Origin of the sequence: Streptomyces caelestis, assembly GCF_001279005.1 — a bacterium.
Classification (GTDB): Bacteria; Actinomycetota; Actinomycetes; order Streptomycetales; family Streptomycetaceae; genus Streptomyces; species Streptomyces heliomycini.
This window is the reverse complement of record NZ_LGCN01000223.1, coordinates 1-26,416: the sequence shown is the minus strand read 5'-3', so window position 1 is coordinate 26,416 and position 26,416 is coordinate 1. Positions and strand designations below refer to the sequence as shown.

The 26,416-nt window shown below is 73.0% G+C and carries 22 protein-coding genes; 6 read left to right on the top strand and 16 right to left on the bottom strand.

Annotation, left to right across the window (positions count from 1 at the left end; translation table 11 throughout):
* Window positions 1–114 precede the first annotated feature (114 nt).
* Window positions 115–1,524 carry a type I glutamate--ammonia ligase gene (gene glnA, locus ADK41_RS27805; protein WP_030836518.1) on the bottom strand — a complete coding sequence of 470 codons (1,410 nt, stop codon included), beginning with the start codon at window positions 1,522–1,524 and terminating at the stop codon, window positions 115–117.
* A gap of 211 nt (window positions 1,525–1,735) precedes the next feature.
* On the opposite strand from glnA, the gene ADK41_RS27800 reads away from it, so the two are divergent.
* Window positions 1,736–2,206, top strand: a complete 471-nt coding sequence (locus ADK41_RS27800) for an RDD family protein (RefSeq protein ID WP_030836514.1) — start codon at window positions 1,736–1,738, stop codon at window positions 2,204–2,206.
* Between the two features lie 85 nt (window positions 2,207–2,291).
* On the opposite strand, the gene ADK41_RS27795 is transcribed toward ADK41_RS27800, so the two are convergent.
* From ADK41_RS27795 to lipB, 4 genes are all read right to left on the bottom strand, one after another.
* Window positions 2,292–2,996, bottom strand: coding sequence for a DUF4191 domain-containing protein (locus tag ADK41_RS27795; protein WP_030836510.1), 705 nt, complete (start codon window positions 2,994–2,996; stop codon window positions 2,292–2,294).
* Between the two features lie 37 nt (window positions 2,997–3,033).
* On the bottom strand, window positions 3,034–3,249 hold the full coding sequence (locus ADK41_RS27790; RefSeq protein WP_030836507.1) for an SCO2195 family GlnR-regulated protein: 216 nt from the start codon (window positions 3,247–3,249) through the stop codon (window positions 3,034–3,036).
* Window positions 3,250–3,516: 267 nt separating this feature from the next.
* Window positions 3,517–4,482: a lipoyl synthase gene (gene lipA, locus ADK41_RS27785; RefSeq protein ID WP_030836504.1), complete on the bottom strand. Its 966-nt coding sequence runs from the start codon at window positions 4,480–4,482 to the stop codon at window positions 3,517–3,519.
* 157 nt (window positions 4,483–4,639) lie between these two features.
* Window positions 4,640–5,437, bottom strand: a complete 798-nt coding sequence (lipB, locus tag ADK41_RS27780) for a lipoyl(octanoyl) transferase LipB (protein ID WP_030836501.1) — start codon at window positions 5,435–5,437, stop codon at window positions 4,640–4,642.
* Window positions 5,438–5,740: 303 nt separating this feature from the next.
* Between lipB and ADK41_RS27775 the strand changes: the two genes are divergently transcribed.
* Window positions 5,741–7,207 carry a hypothetical protein gene (locus tag ADK41_RS27775; protein WP_030836498.1) on the top strand — a complete coding sequence of 489 codons (1,467 nt, stop codon included), beginning with the start codon at window positions 5,741–5,743 and terminating at the stop codon, window positions 7,205–7,207.
* Between the two features lie 530 nt (window positions 7,208–7,737).
* Here ADK41_RS27775 and ADK41_RS27770 read toward each other — a convergent pair.
* Together ADK41_RS27770 and ADK41_RS27765 are read right to left on the bottom strand one after the other, a co-directional pair.
* Window positions 7,738–9,123, bottom strand: coding sequence for an NAD(P)/FAD-dependent oxidoreductase (locus ADK41_RS27770; protein ID WP_030836916.1), 1,386 nt, complete (start codon window positions 9,121–9,123; stop codon window positions 7,738–7,740).
* A 230-nt stretch (window positions 9,124–9,353) separates the two neighbouring features.
* Complete coding sequence (locus ADK41_RS27765) at window positions 9,354–10,256, bottom strand: TIGR01777 family oxidoreductase (protein ID WP_030836919.1); 903 nt, start codon at window positions 10,254–10,256, stop codon at window positions 9,354–9,356.
* Window positions 10,257–10,328: 72 nt separating this feature from the next.
* Between ADK41_RS27765 and ADK41_RS27760 the strand changes: the two genes are divergently transcribed.
* Window positions 10,329–10,814 (top strand): GNAT family N-acetyltransferase, encoded by a 486-nt coding sequence (locus ADK41_RS27760; protein WP_030836922.1) that lies wholly within the window; start codon window positions 10,329–10,331, stop codon window positions 10,812–10,814.
* 30 nt (window positions 10,815–10,844) lie between these two features.
* Here the strand turns inward: ADK41_RS27760 and ADK41_RS27755 are convergent, their stop codons facing one another.
* Window positions 10,845–12,029: a MarP family serine protease gene (locus tag ADK41_RS27755; RefSeq protein WP_030836925.1), complete on the bottom strand. Its 1,185-nt coding sequence runs from the start codon at window positions 12,027–12,029 to the stop codon at window positions 10,845–10,847.
* Window positions 12,030–12,344: 315 nt separating this feature from the next.
* Between ADK41_RS27755 and ADK41_RS27750 the strand changes: the two genes are divergently transcribed.
* Window positions 12,345–13,151, top strand: a complete 807-nt coding sequence (locus ADK41_RS27750) for a peptidoglycan recognition protein family protein (protein WP_078662235.1) — start codon at window positions 12,345–12,347, stop codon at window positions 13,149–13,151.
* Between the two features lie 28 nt (window positions 13,152–13,179).
* Here the strand turns inward: ADK41_RS27750 and ADK41_RS27745 are convergent, their stop codons facing one another.
* The 7 genes from ADK41_RS27745 to ADK41_RS27715 form a co-directional block, all read right to left on the bottom strand.
* Window positions 13,180–13,698 (bottom strand): DUF4240 domain-containing protein, encoded by a 519-nt coding sequence (locus tag ADK41_RS27745; RefSeq protein ID WP_030836931.1) that lies wholly within the window; start codon window positions 13,696–13,698, stop codon window positions 13,180–13,182.
* A 176-nt stretch (window positions 13,699–13,874) separates the two neighbouring features.
* Window positions 13,875–14,849, bottom strand: coding sequence for a helix-turn-helix transcriptional regulator (locus tag ADK41_RS27740; protein ID WP_030836934.1), 975 nt, complete (start codon window positions 14,847–14,849; stop codon window positions 13,875–13,877).
* Window positions 14,850–14,910: 61 nt separating this feature from the next.
* On the bottom strand, window positions 14,911–17,613 hold the full coding sequence (gene aceE / locus ADK41_RS27735; protein WP_030836937.1) for a pyruvate dehydrogenase (acetyl-transferring), homodimeric type: 2,703 nt from the start codon (window positions 17,611–17,613) through the stop codon (window positions 14,911–14,913).
* Between the two features lie 437 nt (window positions 17,614–18,050).
* Window positions 18,051–18,674, bottom strand: a complete 624-nt coding sequence (locus ADK41_RS27730) for a GntR family transcriptional regulator (RefSeq protein ID WP_030836939.1) — start codon at window positions 18,672–18,674, stop codon at window positions 18,051–18,053.
* Between the two features lie 271 nt (window positions 18,675–18,945).
* Entirely contained in the window at window positions 18,946–20,757 is a 1,812-nt protein-coding gene (gene sucB / locus ADK41_RS27725; protein ID WP_030836943.1) for a 2-oxoglutarate dehydrogenase, E2 component, dihydrolipoamide succinyltransferase, read from the bottom strand.
* Between the two features lie 62 nt (window positions 20,758–20,819).
* Entirely contained in the window at window positions 20,820–22,208 is a 1,389-nt protein-coding gene (lpdA, locus tag ADK41_RS27720; protein WP_030836946.1) for a dihydrolipoyl dehydrogenase, read from the bottom strand.
* A 468-nt stretch (window positions 22,209–22,676) separates the two neighbouring features.
* The gene (locus tag ADK41_RS27715; protein WP_030836949.1) at window positions 22,677–24,209 is read right to left on the bottom strand and encodes a leucyl aminopeptidase; all 1,533 of its coding nucleotides are present in this window, start codon (window positions 24,207–24,209) and stop codon (window positions 22,677–22,679) included.
* Window positions 24,210–24,493: 284 nt separating this feature from the next.
* Here ADK41_RS27715 and ADK41_RS27710 point away from each other — a divergent pair, with 284 nt between their 5' ends.
* Window positions 24,494–25,303 carry an endo alpha-1,4 polygalactosaminidase gene (locus tag ADK41_RS27710; protein WP_030836952.1) on the top strand — a complete coding sequence of 270 codons (810 nt, stop codon included), beginning with the start codon at window positions 24,494–24,496 and terminating at the stop codon, window positions 25,301–25,303.
* Here ADK41_RS27710 and ADK41_RS27705 read toward each other — a convergent pair.
* Window positions 25,263–25,916, bottom strand: a complete 654-nt coding sequence (locus ADK41_RS27705; RefSeq protein WP_078662236.1) for an RDD family protein — start codon at window positions 25,914–25,916, stop codon at window positions 25,263–25,265. The genes ADK41_RS27710 and ADK41_RS27705 overlap by 41 nt on opposite strands.
* Window positions 25,917–26,049: 133 nt before the next feature.
* On the opposite strand from ADK41_RS27705, the gene ADK41_RS27700 reads away from it, so the two are divergent.
* On the top strand, window positions 26,050–26,416 hold a 367-nt coding region (locus ADK41_RS27700), incomplete at its 3' end, for a cbb3-type cytochrome c oxidase subunit I (protein ID WP_030836959.1).

The following is a 26,416-nucleotide window of genomic DNA, read 5'->3' as shown; positions in this document are numbered from 1 at the left end:
CTCGAACAACAGTGTCAAGCCAAGGATCCCTCCCCGGCCGCGCCGAGGGAAGCTTTCCGGACACACGACGGCGCCCCCGCCCCGGATGACCGGGGCGGGGGCGCCGTGGAGGGCTTACACGTCGAAGTAGAGCTCGAACTCGTGCGGGTGCGGGCGGAGCTGGAGCGGGGCGATCTCGTTGGTGCGCTTGAAGTCGATCCACGTCTCGATCAGGTCCGGCGTGAAGACGTCGCCCTGGAGGAGGAACTCGTGGTCGGCCTCGAGGCGGTCGAGGACGGCGCCGAGGGAGGTCGGGACCTGGGCCACGCCCGCGTGCTCCTCGGGAGCCAGCTCGTAGAGGTCCTTGTCGATCGGCTCGGCCGGCTCGATCTTGTTCTTGACGCCGTCCAGACCGGCCAGCAGCAGCGCCGAGAAGGCCAGGTACGGGTTGCCGGAGGCGTCCGGGGCGCGGAACTCGACGCGCTTGGCCTTCGGGTTGGAGCCGGTGATCGGGATGCGCATCGCGGCGGAACGGTTGCGCTGCGAGTACACCAGGTTCACCGGGGCCTCGAAGCCCGGCACCAGGCGGTGGTACGAGTTCACCGTCGGGTTGGTGAAGGCCAGCAGCGACGGGGCGTGCTTGAGGATGCCGCCGATGTAGTAGCGGGCCGTGTCCGACAGGCCGGCGTAGCCCTGCTCGTCGTAGAAGAGCGGCTCGCCGCCCGCCCACAGCGACTGGTGGACGTGCATGCCGGAGCCGTTGTCACCGAAGATCGGCTTCGGCATGAAGGTCGCGGTCTTGCCGTTGCGCCAGGCGACGTTCTTCACGATGTACTTGAAGAGCTGCAGGTCGTCCGCGGCGGCGAGCAGGGTGTTGAACTTGTAGTTGATCTCCGCCTGGCCGGCGGTGCCCACCTCGTGGTGCTGGCGCTCGACCTGCAGGCCGGCCTTGGCCAGCTCCAGGGACATCTCGGCGCGCAGGTCGGCGAAGTGGTCGACCGGCGGGACCGGGAAGTAGCCGCCCTTGTAGCGGACCTTGTAACCGCGGTTGTCCTCCAGCGCACCGGTGTTCCAGGCGCCCGCCTCGGAGTCGATGTGGTAGAAGGACTCGTTCTCGGAGGTCTTGAAGCGGACGCTGTCGAAGACGTAGAACTCGGCCTCGGGACCGAAGTACGCGGTGTCCGCGATCCCGGTGGAGGCCAGGTACGCCTCGGCCTTCCTGGCCACGTTGCGCGGGTCGCGGGAGTACTGCTCGCCCGTGATCGGGTCGTGGATGAAGAAGTTGATGTTCAGCGTCTTGTCGCGGCGGAACGGGTCGACCCGGGCGGTCGACAGGTCCGCGCGCAGCGACATGTCGGACTCGTGGATGGCCTGGAAGCCGCGGATCGACGATCCGTCGAACGCCAGCTCCTCGTCCGGGTCGAACGCCTCGGCAGGGATCGTGACGTGCTGCATCACGCCCGGGAGGTCGCAGAACCGGACGTCGATGAACTTGACGTCCTCGTCCGCGAGGTACTTCTTGGCGTCGTCGGCGTTCTGGAACATCCAGCTCCTCCTACTCCCGACCGTCCCGCCGGGGTGGTAGATCGTTCGTGTGGCCAGTGCGGGTGGCACACGCTCCCCTCGACCCTAGGGACGGGTCATTTCTCGGGCGTGACCCATTTGTTTCGCACAAGTTAACCGGCCCCTCTCCCACGGTAGCCCCCGGCGCACCCCGCCGTCCTGTGGCCGTGCCCGCGCGCAGTACCGTGGACGGGTGGACAACAGGCAGGCAATCGGATCATGGCTCTCCGGGCCCCGCGCGGCCCTGGAGGACGCCGGTGCCGAGTTCGGCTACCGGGGCGAGCAGCTGGGGCTGCCGGAGGACGGACCGGGCTCGATCGCACGCCCCGGCCGCAGGCTCGGCGCCCTCGCCGTGGACTGGGGCCTGTGCGTCCTGATCGCATACGGCCTGATCACCGAGGGCTACGAGGGGCAGGCGACCAGTAACTGGGCGCTGCTGGTGTTCCTCGTGCTGAGCGTCCTCACCGTCGGCACGGTCGGCTTCACGCCCGGCAAGCGCCTGTTCGGGCTGCGGGTGGTCGCTCTCGAGAGCGGCCGGGTCCAGCCGCTGCGCGGCCTGGTGCGCTCCGTGCTGCTGTGTCTCGCCGTTCCCGCCCTCGTCTGGGACCGCGACGGCCGCGGTCTGCACGACCGGCTGGCCCGCACGGTCGAGGTGCGGATCTGACACCCGCTCCCGAAGGGGAGCGACGGAAGACGACGGGGCGCCGGAAGTGATTCCGGCGCCCCGTCGTCGTAGAGGCAGGAGTGGGTCAGCGGCCCCTCGGCCCGCCGCCCTTCGGCAGTTTCATGCCCTTGGGCATCGGGCCCTTCGGCAGCGGCATGTTGCTCATCAGGTCGCCCAGGGCGCGCAGCCGGTCGTTGGTCGCGGTGACCTGCGGACCGGTGAGCACGCGGGGCAGCTTGAGCATGGTCGTGCGAACCTTCTTCAGCTCGACCTGGCCCTCGCCGGTGCCCACGACCAGGTCGTGCACCGGGACGTCCGCGACGATGCGGTTCATCTTCTTCTTCTCGGCGGCCAGCAGGCTCTTCACCCGGTTCGGGTTGCCCTCGGCGACCAGCACGATGCCGGCCTTGCCGACCGCGCGGTGCACCACGTCCTGGTTGCGGTTCATCGCCACCGCGGGGGTCGTCGTCCAGCCCCGGCCGATGTTGTCGAGCACGGCCGCGGCGGCGCCCGGCTGTCCCTCCATCTGCCCGAAGGCGGCCCGCTCGGCCCGGCGCCCGAACACGATCGCCGTCGCGAGGAAGGCGAGCAGGAAGCCCAGGATGCCGAGATAGATGGGGTGCCCGATCAAGAAACCGATCGCGAGGAAGACACCGAAGGTGACGATTCCGACAGCCGCGAGTACAAGACCGATCTTCTTGTCGGCCCTGCGGGTCATCTTGTAGGTCAGGGCGATCTGCTTCAGTCGCCCGGGGTTCGCAGCGTCCGCTGCGGTTTCCTTCCTCGCCATGCCATGAAGTCTACGTGCCCCCGCCGGGGGCGGTGGGTCAGGGGCGGATCGTCAGGGTGGGAGCGGCCGGGGCCTGGTCGAGGACGCGCTGTGCCTCGACCCGGTCCTTGGCGCGGCGGCGGTCCTCCAGCACCGAGGTCCAGGCGTTGCGGCGGGCGGTGCGCTGGCCCCCGCTCATCAGCAGCGACTCGACGGCGCGCAGTGCGGTGGTGAAGGACGGGATGGCGGTGGCGCGGACGGGCGCGGCCTGCATGGTGGAGGTCTCCCTCGGTGCCGGCGGACAGGGGGGTACGTGCTGTGATTCCAGGCTCACTGACTGGTGTTACCAGGACGTGACCGACCGGTCAAACAGGCATGAAGCCTCGGTGGGAGGGGCGGGAACGCCGACGCGGTCCCGACCCGTGCCCTCATCTGCGAGGACGGTCGGGACCGCGTCGTCTCGGCCATTACCGGCAGGTAGGGCCTTGTGCGTGAATTCACACGCCGTCGGCGGTGTGCCGCCGGACGGCTCCGGGCGAGGTCAGACGGCCTGGGAGGCCACGTACGCGCCCCGCCTCTCGACGGCCATCCGGTAGAGGCGGCCGGCGCGGTAGGAGGAGCGGACCAGCGGGCCGGACATCACACCGGAGAAGCCGATCCGCTCGGCCTCCTCCTTCAGCTCCACGAACTCCTGCGGCTTCACCCAGCGCTCCACGGGGTGGTGGCGCACGGAGGGCCGCAGGTACTGCGTGATGGTGATCAGCTCGCAGCCGGCGTCGTGCAGCTGCCTCAGCGCCTCGCTGACCTCCTCGCGGGTCTCGCCCATGCCGAGGATCAGGTTCGACTTGGTGACCAGACCGTGGTCGCGGGCGTCGGTGATGACCTTCAGGGAGCGGTCGTAGCGGAAGCCGGGACGGATCCGCTTGAAGATCCGGGGCACCGTCTCGACGTTGTGCGCGAACACCTCGGGGCGGGAGGAGAAGACCTCCGCCAGCTGCTCGGGGACCGCGTTGAAGTCGGGGGCGAGCAGCTCGACCTTGGTGGGGCCGTCCGCGCGGTCCGCCGTCTGCGCGTGGATCTGGCGCACGGTCTCGGCGTACAGCCAGGCGCCGCCGTCCTCCAGGTCGTCGCGGGCGACGCCGGTGATGGTGGCGTAGTTCAGGTCCATGGTGACGACCGACTCGCCCACGCGGCGCGGCTCGTCACGGTCGAGGGCCTCGGGCTTGCCGGTGTCGATCTGGCAGAAGTCGCAGCGCCGGGTGCACTGGTCGCCGCCGATGAGGAAGGTCGCCTCGCGGTCCTCCCAGCACTCGTAGATGTTGGGACAGCCGGCTTCCTGGCAGACCGTGTGCAGACCCTCGCTCTTGACGAGGTTCTGCATCTTGGAGTACTCGGGGCCCATTTTCGCCCGGGTCTTGATCCACTCGGGCTTGCGCTCGATGGGGGTCTGGCTGTTGCGGACCTCCAGGCGCAGCATCTTGCGTCCGTCGGGTGCGACTGCGGACACGACCGGCTCCCTAGCGATTGATTCTTCGGCGTTCTTCAGGGTACGCCCGTTGTTCTGTCGGCCGGCGTCGGTGCCGACCTTGCCGGGGGCGGCCGCCCCCGGGTCCCCGCCTCCGGCTCCGAAGGGGCCTCGTCCCCACGCGCCGGACCGGCCGGTGCTACGCCGGTGTCCTCTCGACGACCCGGGGCTTCGGGTCCGCGTTCTCCAGGACGTCCCGGAGGTGGCGCTCCACGACGGGGAGCACCTCGGCGATCGTGATGTCGCGGCCCAGCTCGTTCGCCAGGGAGGCGACGCCGGCGTCGCGGATGCCGCACGGGATGATCTTGTCGAACCACTTGTTGTCGGGGTTCACGTTCAGCGCGAAGCCGTGCATCGTGACGCCCTTGGCCACCCGGATGCCGATCGCGGCGATCTTGCGGTCCTCGCGGCGCTGGCCGGCGTTGGAGGGCGCGTACTCCGGGCCGTTGAGGCGGGGGTCGAACTCGTCGTCGGTGAGCCGGGGGTCGAAGTCCAGGGAGAGGCCGCCGAGCGCGGGGCGCTGCTCGACCGGGTCGCCGAGGACCCAGACGCCGCTGCGGCCCTCGACCCGGGTGGTCTCCAGGCCGAACTCCGCGCAGGTGCGGATCAGGGCCTCCTCCAGGCGCCGCACGTGCGCGACCACGTCCACCGGGCGGGGCAGCTTCTGGATCGGGTAGCCCACCAGCTGGCCGGGGCCGTGCCAGGTGATCTTGCCGCCGCGGTCCACGTCGATGACCGGGGTGCCGTCGAGGGGGCGCTCGCTGTCCGCGGTGCGGCGGCCGGCCGTGTAGACCGGGGGGTGCTCCAGGAGGATCACGGTGTCGGGCGCCTCGTCGGCGAACCGCGCCGCGTGCACCCGGCGCTGCTCGTCCCAGGCCACCCGGTAGTCCACGGCCTCGGCCCCGAAGCCCATCCGCACGAACCGCAACTCGCTCACGGCAAGCGCCTCCCTAGAAGGTCGTCAGGCGCGAAACGCGCCCACGCCACTGTACGACCGTTCGAGACGGTCCCGGTCGGCGGCCGTCCGGCCGGGGCGGCCGGGGCGGCCGGGGCGGCCGGGGTCGACCGGGGCCGGACGTCAGCTTTCGGGCAATCCTCACACGATCGGATGAATGCCGGGTAAAGGCTGCGACCGGGCGTTCACTCTCCGCTACATTCGCGCCGTCCGTGTGTCCATAAGGGCTGCTCACGGGCAGTCCGGGCACCTAGCTCAGCCGGAAGGCAGGAGACCGCACCGCAGATGACGGAACGACCCGCGCAGCGCACTCCCAACCGACAGCTCGCCGCGCTCATCGCAGAAGCGGGGTTCTCCAACGCGGGGCTCGCCCGGCGCGTGGACCAGCTGGGTCTCGAACACGGGCTCGACCTGAGATACGACAAGACGTCCGTCACCCGCTGGCTGCGCGGACAGCAGCCCCGCGGCACGACGCCGGCGCTGATCGCCGAGGTCTTCACCCGGCGTCTGGGCCGCCGCCTGACCGCGCAGGACCTGGGGCTGGACGCCTGCGCGCCGGTCTACGCGGGGCTGGAGTTCGCGGCCACCCCCGAGGAGGCCGTCGACATCGTCAGCGGGCTGTGGCGCAAGGACTCCGGCAGCCACGCCGAGCTGCGGAAGATCGCCTTCACCTCGGCGGGGCTGGTCGTGCCGAGCCGGGACTGGCTGATCGGGCGGGCGGACGACAGGGTGGCCCGGACGGAGCCGCCGGCACGCGTTCCGGCGCAGGCCCGGCCGCCGGTCCGGCCGCCGGTCCGGTCGGCCGAACTGCTCGCGCGCCGGCGCGCCACGGCCGAACGCGGTCCGGGGCACCGGGTCACCGGCGGTGACATCGCGGCGCTGCGGTCGGTCGGCGAGCTGTTCCGCACGCTCGACGACGCGTACGGCGGCGGACACGCCCGCCAGGCCCTCGTGCGGTACCTGGAGCACGAGTGCGAGCCGATGCTGCGCGGCACGTACGGCGAGCAGACCGGGCGCCGGCTGTTCGCGGCCGCCGCGGATCTGACCCGGCTGGCCGGGTGGACGTCGTACGACATCGCCGCGCACGGCCTCGCGCAGCGGTACTTCGTGCAGGCGCTCCGGCTGGCGCAGGCGGCCGGGGACCGGCCCTACGGTGCGTACGTCCTGGTCACCATGAGCCGGCAGGCCGTCTACCTCGGGCACGGACGGGAGGCCGTGCAGCTCGCGCGGGTCGCCCAGCAGGGGGCGGGCGGGTCCGGCCCGCCGGTCGTGCAGGCCCTGCTGCACGCGGCCGAGGCACGGGGGCACGGGGTGCTGGGGGAGGTGCGGGCCTGTACGGCGGCGCTGGTGCGCGCGGAGCGGGCGCTGGAGGGCGCGCGGCCCGGGGACGAGGTTCCGCACTGGGCGCGCTTCTTCGACGAGGCGCAGCTCGCCGACGAGTTCGGGCACTGCCACCGGGACCTTCAGCAGTTCCGGGCCGCCGCGCAGCACGCGGAGCGGTCGCTGCAGTTGCGGGCGCCGGGGTACGCCCGGAGCCGGCTCTTCTGCCGGATGGTGCTGGCGACCGCCCGGCTCGGTCTGGGGGAGCTGGAGCAGGCGTGCCAGCTGGCCGCCGAGGCGGCCGGTCAGGCGGCGGAGATGCGGTCGGTGCGGGCCGTCGAGTACGTCCGCGACTTCGAACGCAGACTGGAGCCGTACCGGGACGCGGCCCCCGTGCGCACGTACCGCGACAAGGTCGCGGCGTACGGCTGAACGGCGCGGGTGCGGGTCTTGTGCCCGCGGCGCAGGGTTCGGTCCGGTGGGGGCGGGCGTGGCGCCTGCGGTCGGTGGGTGGGTCGGGGCCGCGTCGGTGGTGTCCGTCCTCGGACCGGCGCGGATCACGTCTTCCGGGAGGGCGAGGGCGCGGACGCGCCGGCCGCTGCGGGCGGCCACCCCCGCCCCGTCCCCTTCCCGCCGTACGCGGCCACCCCGCCCCGTCTCCTCCGCGCCGCAGACGGCCCCCGCTCCCGCCTGCCGTCTGCCGCGTCAGCCGCGGCCAGCCACCCGCCGCGTCAGTCGCGGCCAGCCACCCGCCGCGTCAGCCGCGGGCGGCCGCGTGCCGCGTCAGTCGCGGGCAGTCGTGCCGCAGGGCGGCACGGGTGGGCGCGACGGCACCCCGCAAGCGCCGGGCCGCGCGAACACCCCCCGGCCCGCACCCACGCCGGGCACCCGCGAACGCGCTGGGCCGTGCGACCGCACCGACGCGGGGCGCCCGCGAACGCGCCGCCCGACCGACCGTCAGGTCACGCCGCCCGAGCCGTCGGCACCGGATCCGCCGCGTGCAGGGACCGGTTCGTCCCCAGGTCCGTCAGGATCGCCGCCGCCGCCCGATGCGCCGAGTGCAACGCCCCCTGCACCGTCCCGGTGTCCCGGTGGTCACCGCACACGTACAGCCCCGCCAGCAACCGCACCGGCCGCCGCAGATCGTGCGGTGGCCGCATCGCCGGTACCGCCTCCGCGGTGTGGTGCACCCCCAGCGTCTCCCAGCGCGCCGTCGACACGCCGTACAACCGGGCCAGGTGCATGCGCACGGCCGTGTCGATCCCCGGTACGGGCGGCCCCAGGACCGTCGAGCTGACCAGCGTGCGTCCGGCCGGGGCCCGGGACGGATCGACCCGGCTGACGACCGCCGTGTGCGCGACCGGCCCGCCCCGCTCGGCGTCGAGCAGCAGCGAGGCACCGGTCCCCGGGGTCTCGTCGGTGCTGTGGTGCACCACCGTCACGGGGTGGAAGTCGGGCACCCGCAGTCCGGGCAGCAGTTCGGCGGCGGCCCGCGCCCCGGTCGCGATCAGCACCGCGCCGCACCGGAACTCCCCGTGTTCCGCGGTGGTCACCGAGGTCGTCGACACGGAGGTCACCCGGACCCCCGTGTGCACCGTGCCCGGCGGCAGCGTCCGCGCCAGCCGCCGCGGCAGCGCCTCGGCACCGCCCTCCGGCACGCACAGCCGCCCGCTCGCGAACGCCCGCAGCGCCAGATCCGCGCACCGGCTGGAGGTGGTGAGATCCGGATCGCACAGCAGGGCGGCGAGCAGGGGACGCAGGAAACCGTCGATGGTCCGGACGGGCAGGCCCCGGGCCGGCAGCGCCTCGGCCGCCGTCGTCTCGGGCCGGGCCAGCAGCCGTTCCACCGGCGTGCCCGCGAGCTTGCCGAACGCGACGCCCAGGCGGGCCTGGTCGACCGCCGTGCCCAGCGGGGCGCCGGTGCGGCTGCGGGGCACGGACACCTGCCGTCCGGGCACGGCCACCGGCCTCCTGGGCCCGCCCCCGGGCCTCGGGGCGCTCGCCAGGGCGCGCACGGCATGGAGTGCGCCCCTCGCGCCCGGCTGCACACCCGCACGGTGGTGCCGTCCGTCGCTGTGCAGCAGGACGCCGGGCGCGAAGGGCCGCAGCACCAGTCCGTCGAGGCCCGAGGCCGGCCGTAGTTCGGGATACGCCGTGGACAGCAGCCGTCCGATCCGGTCGAGCCGGAAGCCGTCGACCTTCTCGGTCGCCATCCGGCCGCCCACCTCATGGGCGGCCTCCAGGACCATGGTGGTGACTCCTGCGCTGGTCAGTCGTCGTGCCGCGGAGAGTCCGGCGACCCCGGCTCCCACGACGACGACGTCCGCCTGGTACGTGGGCTCAAGCACGTGCACCTCCTCGAGGTTGCGCGGGCGCTGGAGACGTCATGCCCTCAACAGGCCCCAGGGATACGCGAGTTCGGGTCGAGGTTAGGGCCGTGGTCGAGCGCCCGGTCAGTCGCGCATGGACAGAGCACGGGCGCACGACGGTCGCATACGCGCCCCGGATGGGCGCGATGTGGTCGCAGAGGGCTCGGAGACGGACCGGTCCCGGGCGGACCGTGGCCACGCGGGCGCGTTCACAGCGCCGCCCGGACCGCCCCCTCGATCCGGGGGAACGCGAACCGGAAGCCGGACTCCAGCAGCCGCGCCGGCAGCACCCGGGCGCTGCCGAGGACGTCCCCGGCCATCTCCCCGAGCGCCGTCCGCAGCACCGGCGCCGGCACCGCGAACACCGCCGGCCGGTGCAGCACGCGCGCCATCGCCCCGGTGACCTCACGGTTGGTCGCCGGATGCGGCGCGGTCAGGTTGAACGGTCCGGACAGCCCGTCGGTGTCCAGGAGATGGCGCAGGGCCGCCACCTCGTCGTGCAGGGCGACGAACGACCAGTACTGGCGCCCGTCGCCCAGCCGGCCGCCAAGACCGGCCCGGAAGAGGGGGAAGAGCCTGGCCCACGCCCCGCCCTCGCGCGCCACCACCAGTCCGGTGCGGGCGAACACCGTCCGCACGCCCGCCTCCCGCGCCGGCGCCGCGGCCGCCTCCCACTCGACGCACACCTCCGGCAGGAAGCCCTCGCCCGGCGGTGCGCTCTCGTCCACCGGCCGGTCGCCGGTCTCGCCGTAGTAGCCGATCGCGCTGCCGTTGAGGAACACCCGGGGCCGTACGTCCTCGGGCAGACCGGCGACGGCCTCGGCGAGCGCGGTCGTGCCCCCGACCCGACTGGTCCTGATCCGCGCCTTGTAGTCCGGCGTCCAGCGGTGGTCGCCGACGCCCGCCCCCGCCAGGTTGACCACGGCGTCGCACCCGGCGAGACCGGCCGCGTCCACCGACCCGTGCTCCGGGTCCCAGCGGACCTCGTCCGCCGCCCGTGGCTCCTTCCGCACCAGCCGGACCACCTCGTGCCCGTCCGCCGTCAGGGACCGCGCCAGCGCGCCACCGATGAGCCCGGACGCACCGGCCACCGCGATTCGGGAACGTTCCATGGTGTCCATCCTGCCCCTCCCGGCACGGAAACCGCGGCCGGGACACCGGGACGCGGCCGTACAGTTGCGCTCATGTCCGAGCTGTCCATACGCATCGCCCGTTCCGGCGACGAGGGGGAGCTGGCCCGCCTCGACCGGGAGACCTGGTCCACGGTGCACGCCGTCGTCCCGCGGCCGGCGCACGACTCGTTCTTCGGCGAGCGGGCCGGGCCCCGGGAGCATCTCGTCGCCGAGTACGGGGACCGGATCGTGGGGTACGTCCGCCTCGGCTTCGCCACCGACCTCGCCACCAACGCGCACGTACGGCAGATCCGCGGCCTCGCCGTCGCCGAGGAGGCGCGCGGCCGGGGCGTGGGCCGGGCCCTGGTGCGGGCCGTCGTCGCGGAGGCGCGGGAGCGCGGCGCCCGCCGGATCACCCTGCGCGTACTCGGCCACAACACCGCCGCCCGCACGCTCTACGAGTCCGAGGGCTTCGTCGTGGAGGGCGTGCAGCCGGAGGAGTTCTTCGTCGGGGGCGAGTACGTCGACGACGTCATGATGGGACGGTCGCTGGTCTGACGGGGTGTACGGGGTGCGGGACCGTCAGGACTACGACGTCACCGGCTCCCCGGTGTCCACCGGCGCCGTCGCGTCCGCCGCGCGCCCGGCGTCGCCGGCCACCTCGTCCGCCGTCAGCACGTAGCCGGTCTCCGCGTCCGAGGTGGAGCGCGCGAACACCACGCCGTACACCCGGCCGTCCGTGGTCAGCAGCGGGCCGCCGGAGTTGCCGGGGCGGACGGTCGAGCGGATCGAGTAGATCTCGCGGGTGACCGCCGCGTCGTTGTAGATGTTCTGCCCCCGGGCCTGGATCCGGCCGGCGACCGTCGCCGCCTGCAGGTTGAGGTCGCCGTCCTGCGGATAGCCCGCGACGACCGCCGAGTCGCCCCGCCCGGCGTCGTCGTCGAACTCCAGGGCGGGCGCCCGCAGATCCGGCACGTACAGCACGGCCACGTCCTTCTGCGGGTCGAAGAGCACCACCCGCGCCTCGTACGTCCGTCCCGCACCGCCCACGCGCACCGTCGGCTCGTCGATGCCGGCCACCACGTGGGCGTTGGTCATCACGTGCTCCGTCGCGTACACGAAGCCGCTGCCCTCGCGGCCCTGGGCGCCGGCGACGCCCTCGACCTTCACCGTGCTGCGCTGCGCGGCCCGGGTGGCGGCCGCGGTGACGCTGTCGCCGGTGGGCGCGGCGACCTCGGCGGTCGACTCGTTCTCGAACGGGTTGAAGACCTGCGGGAAACCCGCCTCGGTCAGCGCCGACGTGGCCCGGGAGAACCAGCCCGGGGTGGTGTCCGGCATCACGTCCTGCACCGCGCCCAGCAGCCGCGAGTCCCGGATCGCCGACGTCACCAGCGGCGAGGAGGACGCGCCCAGCACGCTCGCCGCCACCCACGCCACGATCAGCACGGCCACCGAGTTGGCCGCCGCCCCGCCGACCCCGTCCGCCACCCGCAGCGGGCCCCGGTCCAGCTCCCGCCGCAGCCGGAGCGCCAGCCGCCCCGCCAGCTCGTGGCCCAGCACGGCCGGCAGCAGCACCGTGAACACCGCCGTCACCGTCGCCCGGGTGGTCCCCGGCGTCACCAGGTCCATCATCCACGGCAGGATCCACACGCCCACGACCGCGCCGCCCACGAAACCGGCCAGCGAGACGCAGCCGGCCAGCAGCCCGCGCCGGTAACCGGACGCCGCGTAGGCCAGGACGACCAGCAACAGCAGGATGTCGAGCAGGTCCACGCACGCCGCCTTTCTCTCGGGACCACCGGCCCATCAGTACGTGGGGGAGGGGCCCGGTGATCAGCCACGCGCGCGTGACCGCCGGGAAGCGGCCGCACGCGCGTGTACCCGGAAGAACGCCGAGGACCCGGACGATGGTTCCGCCGCGGACCGGACGGCGGGTCCACCGGTTGGCACGGCCGCGTCGCGGGCCCGCTCGACCGGACCCACAGTGAAGGCATGCGTGTCCTCATGAGACCGAGGGGAGCGCGGCCGCGCCATGCTTCCCGCATATCCCGCACGACCGGCCGCGTACACCTGCCCAGGACCGCCCAAGTGCTCCTCGGGTGCGTGCCGGGCATCGCCGCGGCGGTCGCCCTGGTGCTGTGCGCGTACGGGGTCGAGCGGGCCGCGGAGTCACCGGGCGCCGCCTCCGCGGGCAGGACGGCCGCCTACACGGCGCCCCGGCCGCCCATCGTGCCGAGAGCGGTCTGGGTGGGCGACGCCAGCCGCGCACAGCCGCCCCCGCGCTACGACGACAAGGTCGTCGCCGTCTTCGTCCACCACACCGACTCGCCCAACGACTACGACTGCGCCGAGGCCCCCGCCCAGATACGCAACCTCTACGAGGGCCAGACCAACGCCCGGGACTGGGACGACATCGGCTACAACTTCCTCGTCGACCGCTGCGGCACCGTCTACGAAGGCCGCGCGGGGGGCCCGGACCGCCCCGTCACCGGCGCCCACACCCTGGGCTTCAACCACCGCAGCACCGGCGTGGCCGCGCTCGGCACCTTCAGCGCCGGGGTGCCCGTGCCGCCCGCGATGGAGCGCGCGATCGCCGCGCTGGCGGCCTGGAAGCTCGGCCTGTCCGGCACCGACCCGCGATCCGACGTCCGGCTGGTCTCCAGCAACGGCGGCAGCCGGTACGCGAGCGGCACCACCGCGACGCTGCCCGCCCTCGCGGGCCACAGCGACGGCTTCATGACCAGCTGTCCGGGCGCCGCCCTGCGAGCCCGGCTGCCGGTGATCAGGGAGATGGCGGCGGAGCTGCAGGGCCGGACGCCGGACGCCGGACACCGGCGGGAGCGGCAGAAGAAGGCGCAGGAGGAGAACGGCCGGATCGCGGGGGCCCCGAGGTGAGCGCGGCCGAGGCGAGCGGCTCCCCGGCTCAGGAGCGGAACCGGTCCCAGAGCCGGGGACAGCGTTCGGCGAGCAGGGCCTCGTCCTCGAGGTCGAGCGGCGTGCCCTCCGGCTCCGCGGGGGCCGGGGGCAGGTCCAGGTCGGGCGCCACCGTGCCGGTGAGCTGCTCGTACGCCTCGTCCGCCGCGTAACCGAGGTCCTCGCCGTCGCCGTCGATCTCCTCGTCGAAGTCGTCCAGCAGATCGGCCAGCGCGTCCGGGTCGTGCAGCGCGCCCTCGAACACCTCCCGGCCCTGGCCGATCAGCCAGCACCGGAAGGAGTCGAAGGCGTCGTCGCTCGCCCCGTCCAGCAGCAGCCACGCGGCGCCCCACAGGTCCCAGCGGTAGGCGCGGTGGTAGCGGGACTCGAAGTGACGGGCGAAGTCCAGGACCGCCTCCGGGTCCAGCCGCACGAGCCGCTCCACCAGCAGGTCGGCCTGCTCCTCGGGATCGCCTCCGGCGTCCTCCCGGGCGGTGTCCACCAGCTCCCAGAACTCCGTCTCGTCCATCACGAGGTCCAGCATCGGCCCTGCGGCCCACGGACGCACCCGCAGTACGCGCACGGGGGTCCGGGGGCGCAGCCCCCGGGGACGATGGGGGTCCCCCGCTCGAGCGAAGCCGGGAGCGGGGAAGGGAGGGGGCGGCGGGGGGCGACACACCAGGGATCGGAGAGGGGCGCCCCCTTTCACCGCCCGTACAGCTCCGCCAGCCGCGCGGCCTCCGCCGCGAACCGCTCCCGCAGGGACGCCGGCGCCAGCACCTCCACCTCCGCCCCCAGCGCCGTCAGCTGGTCGTGGGCGACCTCCTCGGACTCCACCGGCAGGGTCACCGTCACCCAGCCGCTCCCGTCGGGCCCGCCGGCCCGCGCCAGCGCCTCCCGCGCGGACAGCGGGTCCACGGTGTGCGGCAGCCGGCGCGCCCCCTTCGCCGACAGCCGCACCACGACCTCCGCCCGCAGGATCGAGCGCGCGAACTGCTCCGCCCGCTCCTCCCAGAACGCCGGCAGATCGAAGTCCGCCTCCCGTTCGAAACGCTCCGCACCCGCCTCCACCGCCGTGAACCGGTCGATCCGGTACACCCGGAAGGACCCGTGCCCGGAAACCCGCGCGCACAGGTACCAGACGCCCGCCTTGAGCACGAGCCCGTACGGCTCCAGCTCCCGTTCCGCAGCGTGCTCGCCGCGCCGGTAGCGGGCGGCGATCCGCCGGTCGTCCCACACCGCGTCCGCGACCGCCGGCAGCAGCTCGGGCGTGTCCGGCTCGTGGAACCAGTTCGGCGCGTCCAGGTGGAACCGCTGCGCGGCCGTGCGGGACGCGTCCCGCAGCGACGGCAGCAGGGCGGCCGACACCTTCAGCCGGGCCGCCGAGGCCGTGTCCTCCAGGCCCATCTCGCGCAGCGCCCCCGGCACCCCGGACAGGAACAGCGCCTCCGCCTCACCGCGCGCCAGCCCGGTCAGCCGCGTCCGGTACCCGCCGACCAGCCGGTACCCGCCGATCCGCCCCCGGTCCGCGTACACCGGCACCCCGGCCTCCGACAGCGCCTGCGCGTCCCGGGTGACCGTGCGCTCCGACACCTCCAGCTCCCGCGCCAGTTCGGCGGCGGTCATGGAGGGCCGGGACTGGAGCAGCAGCACCATCTTGATCAACCGGGCAGCGCGCATGGGCTCATCATGCAGGAGGCCCCCCGCCGTCACGGCGGGGGGCCTCCTGCACGACCGTGCCCTACAGGCCGTACTTCTCGCGCGCTTCCTTCACGGACGTGGCCTGGACCTCGCCGCGCCGGGCGAGCTGGGCCAGGGCCGCGACGACGATGGACTCGGCGTCCACGCCGAAGTGGCGGCGGGCCGCGTCACGGGTGTCCGACAGACCGAAGCCGTCGGCGCCCAGCGACGAGTAGTCCTGCTCGACCCACTGCGCGATCTGGTCCGGGACCTGGCGCATGTAGTCGGAGACCGCGAGCACCGGACCCTCGGCGCCCTGGAGCGCCTGCCGGACGAACGGCACCCGCTCCTCGCCCCGCAGCAGCGCCTCGTCCGCCTCCATGGCGTCCCGGCGCAGCTCGGTCCACGAGGTGGCGGACCACACGTCGGCGGCCACGCCCCACTCCTCGGCGAGCAGCCGCTGCGCCTTCAGCGCCCAGTGGATCGCCGTGCCGGAGCCGAGCAGCTGGATGCGCGGCGCGTTCGCGGCCGGGGACAGGCCCGCGGACTCCGCCGTGTTGAAGCGGTACAGGCCCTTGACGATGCCCTCGTCGATGCCGGCCGCCGACGGCTTGGCGGGCTGCGGCAGCGGCTCGTTGTAGACCGTCAGGTAGTAGAAGACGTTCTGGTCCTCGTCCGGCTCGGCCTCGCCGAACATCCGGCGCAGACCCTCCTTGACGATGACGCCGATCTCGTACGCGAACGCCGGGTCGTACGTCAGGGCCGCCGGGTTGGTCGCCGCGATGACCGGGGAGTGGCCGTCGGCGTGCTGCAGGCCCTCGCCCGTCAGCGTCGTGCGGCCGGCCGTGGCGCCGACCAGGAAGCCGCGGCCGAGCTGGTCGCCGAGCTGCCACATCTGGTCGCCGGTGCGCTGCCAGCCGAACATCGAGTAGTAGATGTAGAACGGGATCATCGTCTCGCCGTGCGTCGCGTACGACGTCGAGGCGGCGACGAACTCGGCCATGGCGCCGGCCTCGGTGATGCCCTCGTTGAAGATCTGCCCGTTCTTGGCTTCCTTGTAGTACATCAGCTGGTCGCGGTCGACCGGCTCGTACGTCTGGCCCATCGGCGAGTAGATGCCGAGGGACGGGAAGAGGCTCTCCATGCCGAAGGTGCGCGCCTCGTCGGGGACGATCGGCACCCAGCGCCTGCCGGTCTCCTTGTCGCGGACCAGGTCCTTGACCAGGCGGACGAAGGCCATGGTGGTGGCCACGTTCTGCGAGCCGGAGCCCTTGTCGAAGGCGGCGAACGCCTTGTCGGCGGGCTGGGGCAGCGGGGCCACCGGGTGCACACGGCGGGCCGGGGCCGGACCGCCGAGGGCGGCGCGGCGCTCCTGGAGGTAACGGACCTCGGGGGAGTCGGCGCCCGGGTGGACGTAGGGGACCTGGCCGTCGACGAACTGCGCGTCGGAGATCGGCAGTTCGAGCCGGTCGCGCATCGCCTTGAACTCGTCCACCGTCAGCTTCTTCATCTGGTGGTTGGCGTTCTTGGAGGCGAAGCCCTCACCGAGGGTGTGGCCCTTGACCGTCTGCGCCAGGATCACGGTCGGCGCGCCCTTGTGGGCGAGCGCGGCCTTGTACGCGGCGTACACCTTGCGGGACTCGTGGCCGCCGCGGGAGAGGTGGAAGCACTCGAGGATCTTGTCGTCGCTCAGCAGCTTCGCCATCTCGACGAGCGCCGGGTCCTTGCCGAAGAAGTCCTCGCGGATGTAGGCGGCGTCGCGCGTCTGGTACGTCTGCACCTGCGCGTCCGGCACCTCGCGGAGGCGGCGTACGAGGGCGCCGGTGGTGTCGAGCCGGAACAGCTCGTCCCAGGCGGTGCCCCACAGGGTTTTGATGACGTTCCAGCCGGCGCCGCGGAACTGGGCCTCCAGCTCCTGCACGATCTTGAAGTTGGCGCGGACCGGACCGTCGAGGCGCTGCAGGTTGCAGTTGATGACGAAGGTCAGGTTGTCCAGCTGCTCGCGGGAGGCGAGGGTGAGCGCGGTCGTCGACTCGGGCTCGTCCATCTCGCCGTCGCCGAGGAAGGCCCAGACGTGGGAGTCGGAGACGTCCTTGATGCCGCGGCTGGTCAGATAGCGGTTGAACCGCGCCTGATAGATCGCGGAGATCGGGCCCAGGCCCATGGAGACGGTGGGGAACTCCCACAGCCAGGGCAGCCGGCGCGGGTGCGGGTACGACGGCAGGCCGTCGCCGCCCGCCTCACGGCGGAAGTTGTCGAGCTGCTGCTCGCCGATCCGGCCGTCGAGGAAGGCGCGGGCGTAGATGCCGGGGGAGGCGTGGCCCTGGATGTAGAGCTGGTCGCCGGAGCCGTCACCCTCCTTGCCGCGGAAGAAGTGGTTGAAGCCGGTCTCGTAGAGCCAGGCCGCGGAGGCGAAGGTGGCGATGTGGCCGCCGACGCCGTACTTGCTGCCGCGGGTCACCATGGCCGCCGCGTTCCAGCGGTTCCAGGCGGTGATCCGCTGCTCCAGCGCCTCGTCGCCGTCCACGGTGGGCTCGGCGGAGGTGGGGATGGTGTTGACGTAGTCCGTCTCGAGGAGCTTCGGCAGCGCGAGGCCGGCTCCCTCGGCACGCTCCAGCGTGCGGCGCATCAGGTACGCGGCACGGTGCGGCCCGGCCGCCTTGGTGACGGCGTCCAGGGAGGCCTGCCACTCGGCGGTCTCCTCGGGGTCGCGGTCCGGGAGCTGGTCGAGCTCGCTCGGCTGGATGGCGTTGGGGTCGGTCATGTCGCCGCCTTCCTCAGTCGAAGGGGGGTGCCCTTGTGTCTTTGGCAGGACAGGGCGGAGGGCTCGGGTGGAAGCCCGCTGGCGACTGTAACTCCCTGATCGATGATCGATCAAAGGGTTGAGGGACAAAATCTCTCGATACCGAGAAAGTCGGCACGCGGTGCCTCTGCTTGTGGCACGGGGTGACTGTCCAGTCGGAGTGTTTGCGCAGGTGAGGGGATGTACGCGCGGATGAGCCCGGGTGGGCCGGTCGTATGGCGGCTGCGGGCCGGCGGTGGCTGATCGCGCAGTGCCCCGCGCCCCTTCAGGGACGCTTCCCCCAGGGGCGCGGGGCTGTGTCGACATGCGGCTCACCGCGTGGGCGCGGAGGGGGTCTGGGGGCGCGGCCCCCAGGGACAGGACGGGAAGGGGCGGCGGGGGCGAAAGAACTCCCGACGCTACGCCCGAGGCGCACACCCCAGCACGTGCGCCTTGACCAGGTCCGCGATCAGGGGGTCCCGCCGCCGGAACGCGGCGACGAGCTCCTCGTGCTCCTCCGCATAGGACTGCTGCACCGTCCCCAGCCACCGTATCGACAGCGCCGTGAACACCTCGATCCCCAGCCCCTCCCACGTGTGCAGCAGCACCGAGTTGCCGGCGGCACGCACCAGCTCCCGGTGGAACGCCACGGTGTGCCGCACCTGCCCCGTCCCGTCCGCCAGCCGGTCGGCCTCGTACAGCGCGGCGACGTGCGGCTCCAGCGCCGAGCAGTCCTCCGCCAGCCGCGCCGCCGCCAGCTCCGCCGCGATCGCCTCCAGACCGGCCCGGACGGGGTAGCTCTCCTCCAGGTCGGCGGCCGTCAGATTCCGCACCCGCACGCCCTTGTTCGGCGCCGACTCGATCAGCCGCAGCGACTCCAGCTCGCGCAGCGCCTCCCGCACGGGGGTCTGGCTGACCTCCAGCTCGGTGGCGATCCGCCGCTCCACGATCCGCTCGCCCGGCTGCCAGCGTCCGCTGATGATCCCTTCCAGGATGTGCTCGCGGATCTGTTCGCGCAGCGAGTGGACGACGGGCGCGGTCATGAGGGGCTCCTTAGCGGGGCCCAGGGGCCCCCGGGGGGCTTTGACGCTTAGACAATACGGCGGTCGGCCCGCCCGCGAGGGGCGCACGGGGGCGCTTACCCCCAGGTGAGACGAGACTTACACGCTCCATACGCCGGTGCCCCCGCCCGGGAAGCCACGAAGGCCTCCCCGACGGGGGCACCGTACGACCGTGTCGGCGACCGCGGATCACGGGGTCACGGACCGGGCTCGACCTCGTTGAGATCCTCGGCCCCTGGCGGGGCCGCCGGAACTACAGACCGAGCTCGACCTCGAACTCGCCCGCCTCAAGGATCGCCTTGACCGCCGTCAGGTAACGGGCCGCGTCGGCGCCGTCCACCAGGCGGTGGTCGTAGGAGAGGGTCAGGTAGGTCATGTCGCGGACGCCGATGACCGTGCCCTCCTCGGTCTCGATGACGGCCGGACGCTTGACCGTGGCACCGATGCCGAGGATCGCGACCTGGCCCGGAGGCACGATGATCGTGTCGAACAGCGCGCCGCGCGAACCGGTGTTGGAGATGGTGAAGGTCGCGCCGGCCAGCTCGTCCGGGCTGATCTTGCCGGCCCGCACCTTGCCCGCCAGGTCGGCGGTCGCCTTGGCGATGCCGGCCAGGTTGAGGTCACCGGCGTTCTTGATGACCGGGGTCATCAGGCCCTTCTCGGAGTCCACCGCGATACCGATGTTCTCGGTGTCGAAGTAGGTGATGGTCCCCTCGGCCTCGTTGATCTTGGCGTTGATCGGCGCGTGGGCCTTCAGCGCCTGGGCCGCGGCCTTGACGAAGAACGGCATCGGGGAGAGCTTGACGCCCTCACGCGCCGCGAACGCGTCCTTGGCGCGGGCGCGCAGCTTCATCAGGCGGGTGACGTCGACCTCGACCACCGAGGACAGCTGGGCCTGCTCGTGCAGGGCCTTGACCATGTTGTCGCCGATGACCTTGCGGATCCGCGGCATCTTCACGGTCTGACCGCGCAGCGGGGAGGCCTCGAGGGACGGGGCCTTCTTCGCGGCGGGCGCCGCCGCGGCGGCCGGGGCCGGGGCCGGGGCCGGGGCGGGGGCCTTCGCGGCCTCGGCGGCCGCGATGACGTCCTGCTTGCGGATGCGGCCGCCGACGCCGGTGCCCTTGACGGTGGACAGGTCGACGCCGTTCTCGGCGGCGAGCTTGCGCACCAGCGGGGTCACGTAGGCGCCCTCGTCCGTGGCCTGGGCGGCGGCGGGAGCGGCGGCCGGGGCCGCGGGCGCCTGCGGGGCAGGGGCCGGAGCCGGGGCGGGCGCCGGGGCGGCCTGCTGCGGGGCCGGGGCTGCCGGAGCCGGAGCCGGGGCGGCCGGGGCCGGGACCGGGGTGGCAGCCGGAGCCGGGGTGGGCGCGGGCTGCGCCGGGGCCTCGGGGGCGGCCGGGGCGGGGGCGGCGGCCGGGGCGGCGCCCGCCTCACCGATGACGGCGAGCTTGGCGCCGACCTCGGCGGTCTCGTCCTCGCCGACCACGATCTCCAGCAGCGTGCCGGAGGCGGGGGCGGGGATCTCGGTGTCGACCTTGTCCGTCGACACCTCCAGCAGCGGCTCGTCGGCCTCGACGGTGTCACCGACCGACTTCAGCCAGCGGGTGACGGTGCCCTCGGTGACGGACTCGCCGAGCGCGGGCAGGACCACGTCCGTGCCCTGCGCGGAGCCGCCGCCGGCCGCGGCCTCGGCGGTGGGCGCCGGGGCCGGGGCGGGCTGCTCGGTGGAGGGCTCGGCCTGCGGCTCCGGGGCGGGAGCCGGCGGGGCGGCCTGCTCGGCGGCCGGTGCCTGCTCGGCGGCCGGTGCCTGCTCGGCCGCGGGGGCGCCGCTGCCGTCGTCGATCAGCGCCAGCTCGGCGCCGACCTCGACGGTCTCGTCCTCGGCGACCTTGATGGAGGACAGCACGCCGGAGGCGGGAGCGGGGATCTCGGTGTCGACCTTGTCGGTGGAGACCTCGAGCAGCGGCTCGTCGGCCTCGACGCGCTCGCCCTCGGCCTTCAGCCAGCGGGTGACAGTGCCCTCGGTGACGCTCTCGCCGAGCGCCGGAAGGGTTACGGAAACCGCCATGGTTTCGGTTGCTCCTTTAAAAGTGCGGAAGTCTGTGTCGTCGCGCCCGATGACCGAGAGCGTCAGTCGTGGGAGTGGAGGGGCTTTCCGGCCAGCGCCAGGTGGGCCTCGCCCATCGCCTCGTTCTGCGTCGGGTGGGCGTGGATGAGCTGGGCCACCTCGGCCGGCAGCGCCTCCCAGTTGTAGATCAGCTGGGCCTCGCCGACCTGCTCGCCCATACGGTCGCCGACCATGTGGACGCCGACCACCGCACCGTCCTTGACCTGGACGAGCTTGATCTCGCCCGCGGTCTTCAGGATCTTGCTCTTGCCGTTGCCCGCCAGGTTGTACTTCAGGGCGACGACCTTGTCCGCGCCGTAGATCTCCTTGGCCTTGGCCTCGGTGACGCCGACGGAGGCGACCTCCGGGTGGCAGTACGTCACCCGCGGGACACCGTCGTAGTCGATCGGGACGGTCTTCAGGCCGGCCAGGCGCTCCGCCACCAGGATGCCCTCGGCGAAGCCGACGTGCGCGAGCTGGAGGGTCGGGACCAGGTCGCCGACGGCGGAGATGGTGGGAACGTTGGTGCGCATGTACTCGTCGACCAGGACGTAGCCGCGGTCCATGGCGACGCCCTGCTCCTCGTAGCCCAGACCCTGCGAGACCGGGCCGCGGCCGATGGCGACGAGCAGGACCTCGGCCTCGAACTCCTTGCCGTCCGCCAGGGTGACCTTGACGCCGTCCTGGGTGTACTCGGCCTTCTGGAAGAAGGTGCCCAGGTTGAACTTGATGCCCCGCTTGCGGAAGGCGCGCTCCAGCAGCTTGGAGGAGTTCTCGTCCTCGACCGGCACGAGGTGCTTGAGGCCCTCGACGATCGTGACGTCGGCGCCGAAGGACTTCCACGCGGAGGCGAACTCGACGCCGATGACGCCGCCGCCCAGGATGATCGCGGACTTCGGCACGCGGTCCAGGACGAGGGCGTGGTCGGAGGAGATGATCCGGTCGCCGTCGATCTCCAGGCCCGGCAGCGACTTCGGCACGGAGCCGGTCGCCAGCAGGACGTGGCGGCCCTGGACGCGCCGGCCGTTCACGTCGACGGAGGTGGGGGAGGACAGCCGGCCCTCACCCTCGATGTAGGTCACCTTGCGGGAGGCGACCAGACCCTGCAGGCCCTTGTACAGACCGGCGATCACGTCGTCCTTGTACTTGTGCACGCCCGCCATGTCGACGCCCTCGAAGGTCGTCTTGATGCCGAACTGCTCGCTCTCGCGGGCCTGGTCGGCGATCTCGCCCGCGTGCAGCAGGGCCTTGGTGGGGATGCAGCCGTTGTGCAGGCAGGTGCCGCCGAGCTTGTTCTTCTCGATCAGGGCGACGTCCAGGCCCAGCTGCGCCCCGCGCAGGGCCGCGGCGTAGCCACCGCTGCCACCGCCGAGGATCACTAGGTCGAAAACGGTGCTGGCGTCGTTCGCCACGTCACGTCCTCCATGCATGTGCGCCACGCCGGTCTCCAGTGACCGGTCGGCGGCTGGTGTCCGGCCGCTCAATGTTCTCGGCCCTTGGGTGGGGCCCTGTCCTGCCGAGCCCCATCTTCGCACTTGCGGGAGCCGAACGAGACGCCGGGCCGTGGTGTGAGACACCCCACTTCCGCAAGAGGGGGCTCCCCCTCGGCCCCCGGCCGCCCGGGTCGGTGGGGCTTCCCCACACCCTGAGGGCGCCGCCCCTGTCGTCCCGTCGGTGCGGGTCGGTGCGGGTTGCTCGCGCAGTTCCCCGCGCCCCTGAAGGGGCGCGACCGGTTGGCCGCGCCCGTCAAGAAGGCCGGCCGCAGCCAACCGATAGGGGCGCGGGGCCGTGCCCGGTCTGCGGCTCCGCCGCGCGGGCGCGACCAGCCACGACGGACCCGCAGTCGCGCATTTCACCGCACCCCGACCCATCAGGCGCTCTCAGCCAAGATCACCCGCGGCCGCAAGCTCCGCGAGCCGGACCAGCGTCCGTACCGCCGATCCCGTCCCGCCCTTCGGCGTGTACCCGAACGGCCCGCCCTCGTTGAACGCCGGCCCGGCGATGTCCAGGTGCGCCCAGGTGATCCCCTCACCCACGAACTCGCGCAGGAACAGCCCGGCGACCAGCCCGCCGCCCATCCGCTCACCCATGTTGGCGATGTCGGCGGTCGCCGAGTCCATCCCCTTGCGCAGGTGCTCCGGCAGCGGCATCGGCCACGCCGGCTCGCCGACCTCCTCCGCCGCCTCGTGCACCGCGGAGCGGAACGCGTCGTCGTTCGCCATGATCCCGAACGTGCGGCTGCCCAGCGCCAGCATCATCGCCCCGGTCAGCGTCGCGACGTCCACGATCGCGTCCGGCTTCTCCGCGGAGGCCGCCCACAGCGCGTCCGCGAGGACCAGCCGGCCCTCGGCGTCCGTGTTGAGCACCTCCACGGTCTTGCCGCTGTACATGCGCAGCACGTCGCCCGGGCGCGTCGCCGAGCCGGACGGCATGTTCTCGGCCAGCGCCAGCCAGCCGGTCACGTTGACCTCCAGGCCGAGGCGCGCGGCGGCGACGACCGCGGCGAACACGGCGGCGGCGCCGCTCATGTCGCACTTCATCGTCTCGTTGTGCCCGGCCGGCTTCAGCGAGATGCCGCCCGAGTCGTAGGTGATGCCCTTGCCGACCAGCGCGAGGTGCTTCTTCGCCTTGGACGAGGTGTACGACAGCTTCACCAGCCGCGGACCCGACGCCGAGCCGGCGCCCACGCCCAGGATGCCGCCGTAACCGCCCTTGGCCAGCGCCTTCTCGTCGAGCACCTGCACCTTGATGCCGTGCTCCTTGGCCGCCGCCTGGGCGATGGCCGCGAACGCCTCGGGGTCGAGGTCGTTCGGCGGCATGTTGATCAGGTCGCGGGCGCGGTTCAGCTCCTCGGCGACGGCGGTGGCGCGCTCGACCGCGGCCTTGTACGCCTTGTCGCGGGGTTTGCCGCCGAGCAGCACGGCCTCGGCGAGCGGCGCCTTGCCGTTCTTCCCGTCCTTGCCGTTGTCCTTGTAGGCGTCGAAGGAGTACGCGCCGAGCAGCACGCCCTCGGCGACCGCGCCGGCGCCGGCGGCGTCCGTCAGCGGCAGGGCGAACGCGGCCTTCTTGGCGCCGGCGAGGGTGCGGGCGGCCACACCGGCCGCCTTGCGCAGCGCCTCGGTGTCGTAGCCGGAGTCCTTCTCGGGCTGGGCGCCGAGGCCCACCGCCACCACGAGCGGCGCCTTGAAGCCGGACGGCGCGGGGAGCTTCGTCACCTCGCCCTCGGCACCGGACGCGCCGAGGGTCTCCAGGACGCCGGCGAGCCCGCCGTCGTACGCCTGGTCCACGGCCTCGGCGCCCGGTGCGACGACGGGCCCCCCGGGCTTTGACGCGGAGCCCTTGGCGACACCGATCACGATCGCGTCGGCCCGCAGGCCGGGGACCGCGGCGGTGCTGAGAGTGAGAGCAGTCACGGTGGTGAAATCTCGCTTCCGATGTGGAGTTGCTGTGGCCGAAGGGTGTGGGTCGACCGGGCCCGGCAGCCGACCCTAGTTGCGACGTGCGGGTACGGTCCCGCCGGGGTCGTCCCCGGTGCGGCGAACACTCGGGACGAGACTACGCGCGTGTGTGCGTTCGCTCATTCCCGTGGTGTCCACCCCGCGGTGCGCCGCGGCCGTGTTCCGGGCCCCGCCGCACCCGGAGGCGGCGACGATCATCCTTGAGGTTCCTGTGTGCCGCCCGTTCCGGAGACCGCCCGGTGAGACGACCTTTCCTCCTGGCCCCGCTGCTCGTCCTGTTGCCGGCGGCCTGTACGGCCGCGCCCGGACCCGGTGCCGACGACCCGGCCGGCGCGAAGACGCCGGCCGGCGACCGCCGGCGGCCCCGGCCCGGCGCCGACTGGCAGTGGCAGCTCAGCGGACGGCTCGACACCTCCGTCGACGTCCCGGTCCACGACATCGACGGCTTCGACCACTCGAAGGGGACGGTCGCGAAACTGCACCGCGACGGCCGGAAGGCCATCTGCTGCCTCTCCACCGGCGCCTGGGAGGACTTCCGCCCGGACGCGGACGACTTCCCGGCGTCGGTGATCGGCCGCGGCAACGGCTGGGAGGGCGAGCGCCGGCTCGACATCCGCCGCACCGACGTACTGGAACCGCTCATGGCGCGGCGCCTCGACATGTGCCGGGAGAAGGGCTTCGACGCGGTGGAGCCGGACGACATGGACGGCTACCGCGACCGAACCGGCTTCCCGCTCACCGCGGACGACCAGCTCCGCTGCAACCGGCTCCTCGCCCGGCTCGCCCACGAGCGCGGCATGGCCGTCGGCCTGAAGAACGACCTCGACCAGATCCCCGAACCGGTCGACGACTTCGACTTCGCGGCCGACGAGCAGTGCGCCCCGTACGACGAGTGCGCGGAGCCGACCCCGTTCGTCGAGGCGGACAAGGCCGTCTTCCACGTCGAGTACGAGCTGACCACCGACCGCTTCTGCGCCGACTCCCGGCGGCTGGAGCTGAGTTCCCTGCTCAAGAAGTACGAGCCGGACGCATGGCGTCGGGCCTGCTGAGGCCCGGCCCCGTCACCGACGTGCCCGCCACCCGGTCGGCGAGGGAGCGGCGGCCGGGGCCCGGCACGGGCAGCGCGAACCGCCCCTCGACCAGCAGGACACGGGCCACGGCGTACACGGCGACGTCCGCCGCCGTGGTCACCGCCGCCCGGTGCGCCGCCGCGCCGGTTCCGCGCGGTGTGATCCGCAGCCCGGTCAGCCCTTTGCCGGCGGTGCGCCCGAGCAGGGCCCGGCACGCCCACCGGTAGAGGAACGCGGCGACGACCAGCAGCCCGAAGGCCTGTTCCACGTACAGCACGGACATGCTCCACGGCGACAGGCCGAGGCCCTCGGAGGCGTCGAGCACGTCACCGCGCGAGGTCAGCAGGTCCGAGCCGCCGCGGGCGGCGAGTTCGGGCACGCCCGTGACGAGGGTGGACACGCGGTCGGAGGTGAGCACCGCGAGCACCGCGGCCGGCGTCACCACCAGCGCGAAGTCGACGCACCAGGCCACGGCGCGACGGAATGCCGGCCTCGGCGTCCCCTCCGTTGTCCTGTCGGTCCGGCGGCTCGGACCAGCGGCGCGGACCGCGGGGTCACAGGGGGCGGGGAGATCGTTTCGGCCCGGCGACACGACGGCGGGAAACCGGCGTCACCCGATTGCCGAGTGGAAAGTGCGCCACAACGCCCTGTTTCGCGTGAAGTCGGGAATCGTCCCGTCATGCTGCCTTCGGAACTCTCCCCGGGCCCATAGGAGGACTTGGACAGTGGCGGACAAGAGCACGGTGGGCTCACTCCACAAGGAGTCCTACGAGGACGAGCTGCCGGTCAGGCGCCAGAGCCGTGGCAACGTGGTCGTCAAGTGGCTGACGACCACGGACCACAAGACGATCGGCACGCTGTACCTGGCGACGTCGTTCGGGTTCTTCGTACTGGGCGGGATCCTGGCGCTGGCGATGCGCGCCGAGCTGGCCCGGCCGGGCCTGCAGGTCCTCTCGAACGAGCAGTACAACCAGTCGTTCACGATGCACGGCGCGATCATGCTGCTGATGTTCGCGACGCCGCTGTTCGCCGGTTTCGCCAACTGGATCATGCCGCTGCAGATCGGCGCGCCCGACGTGGCGTTCCCGCGGC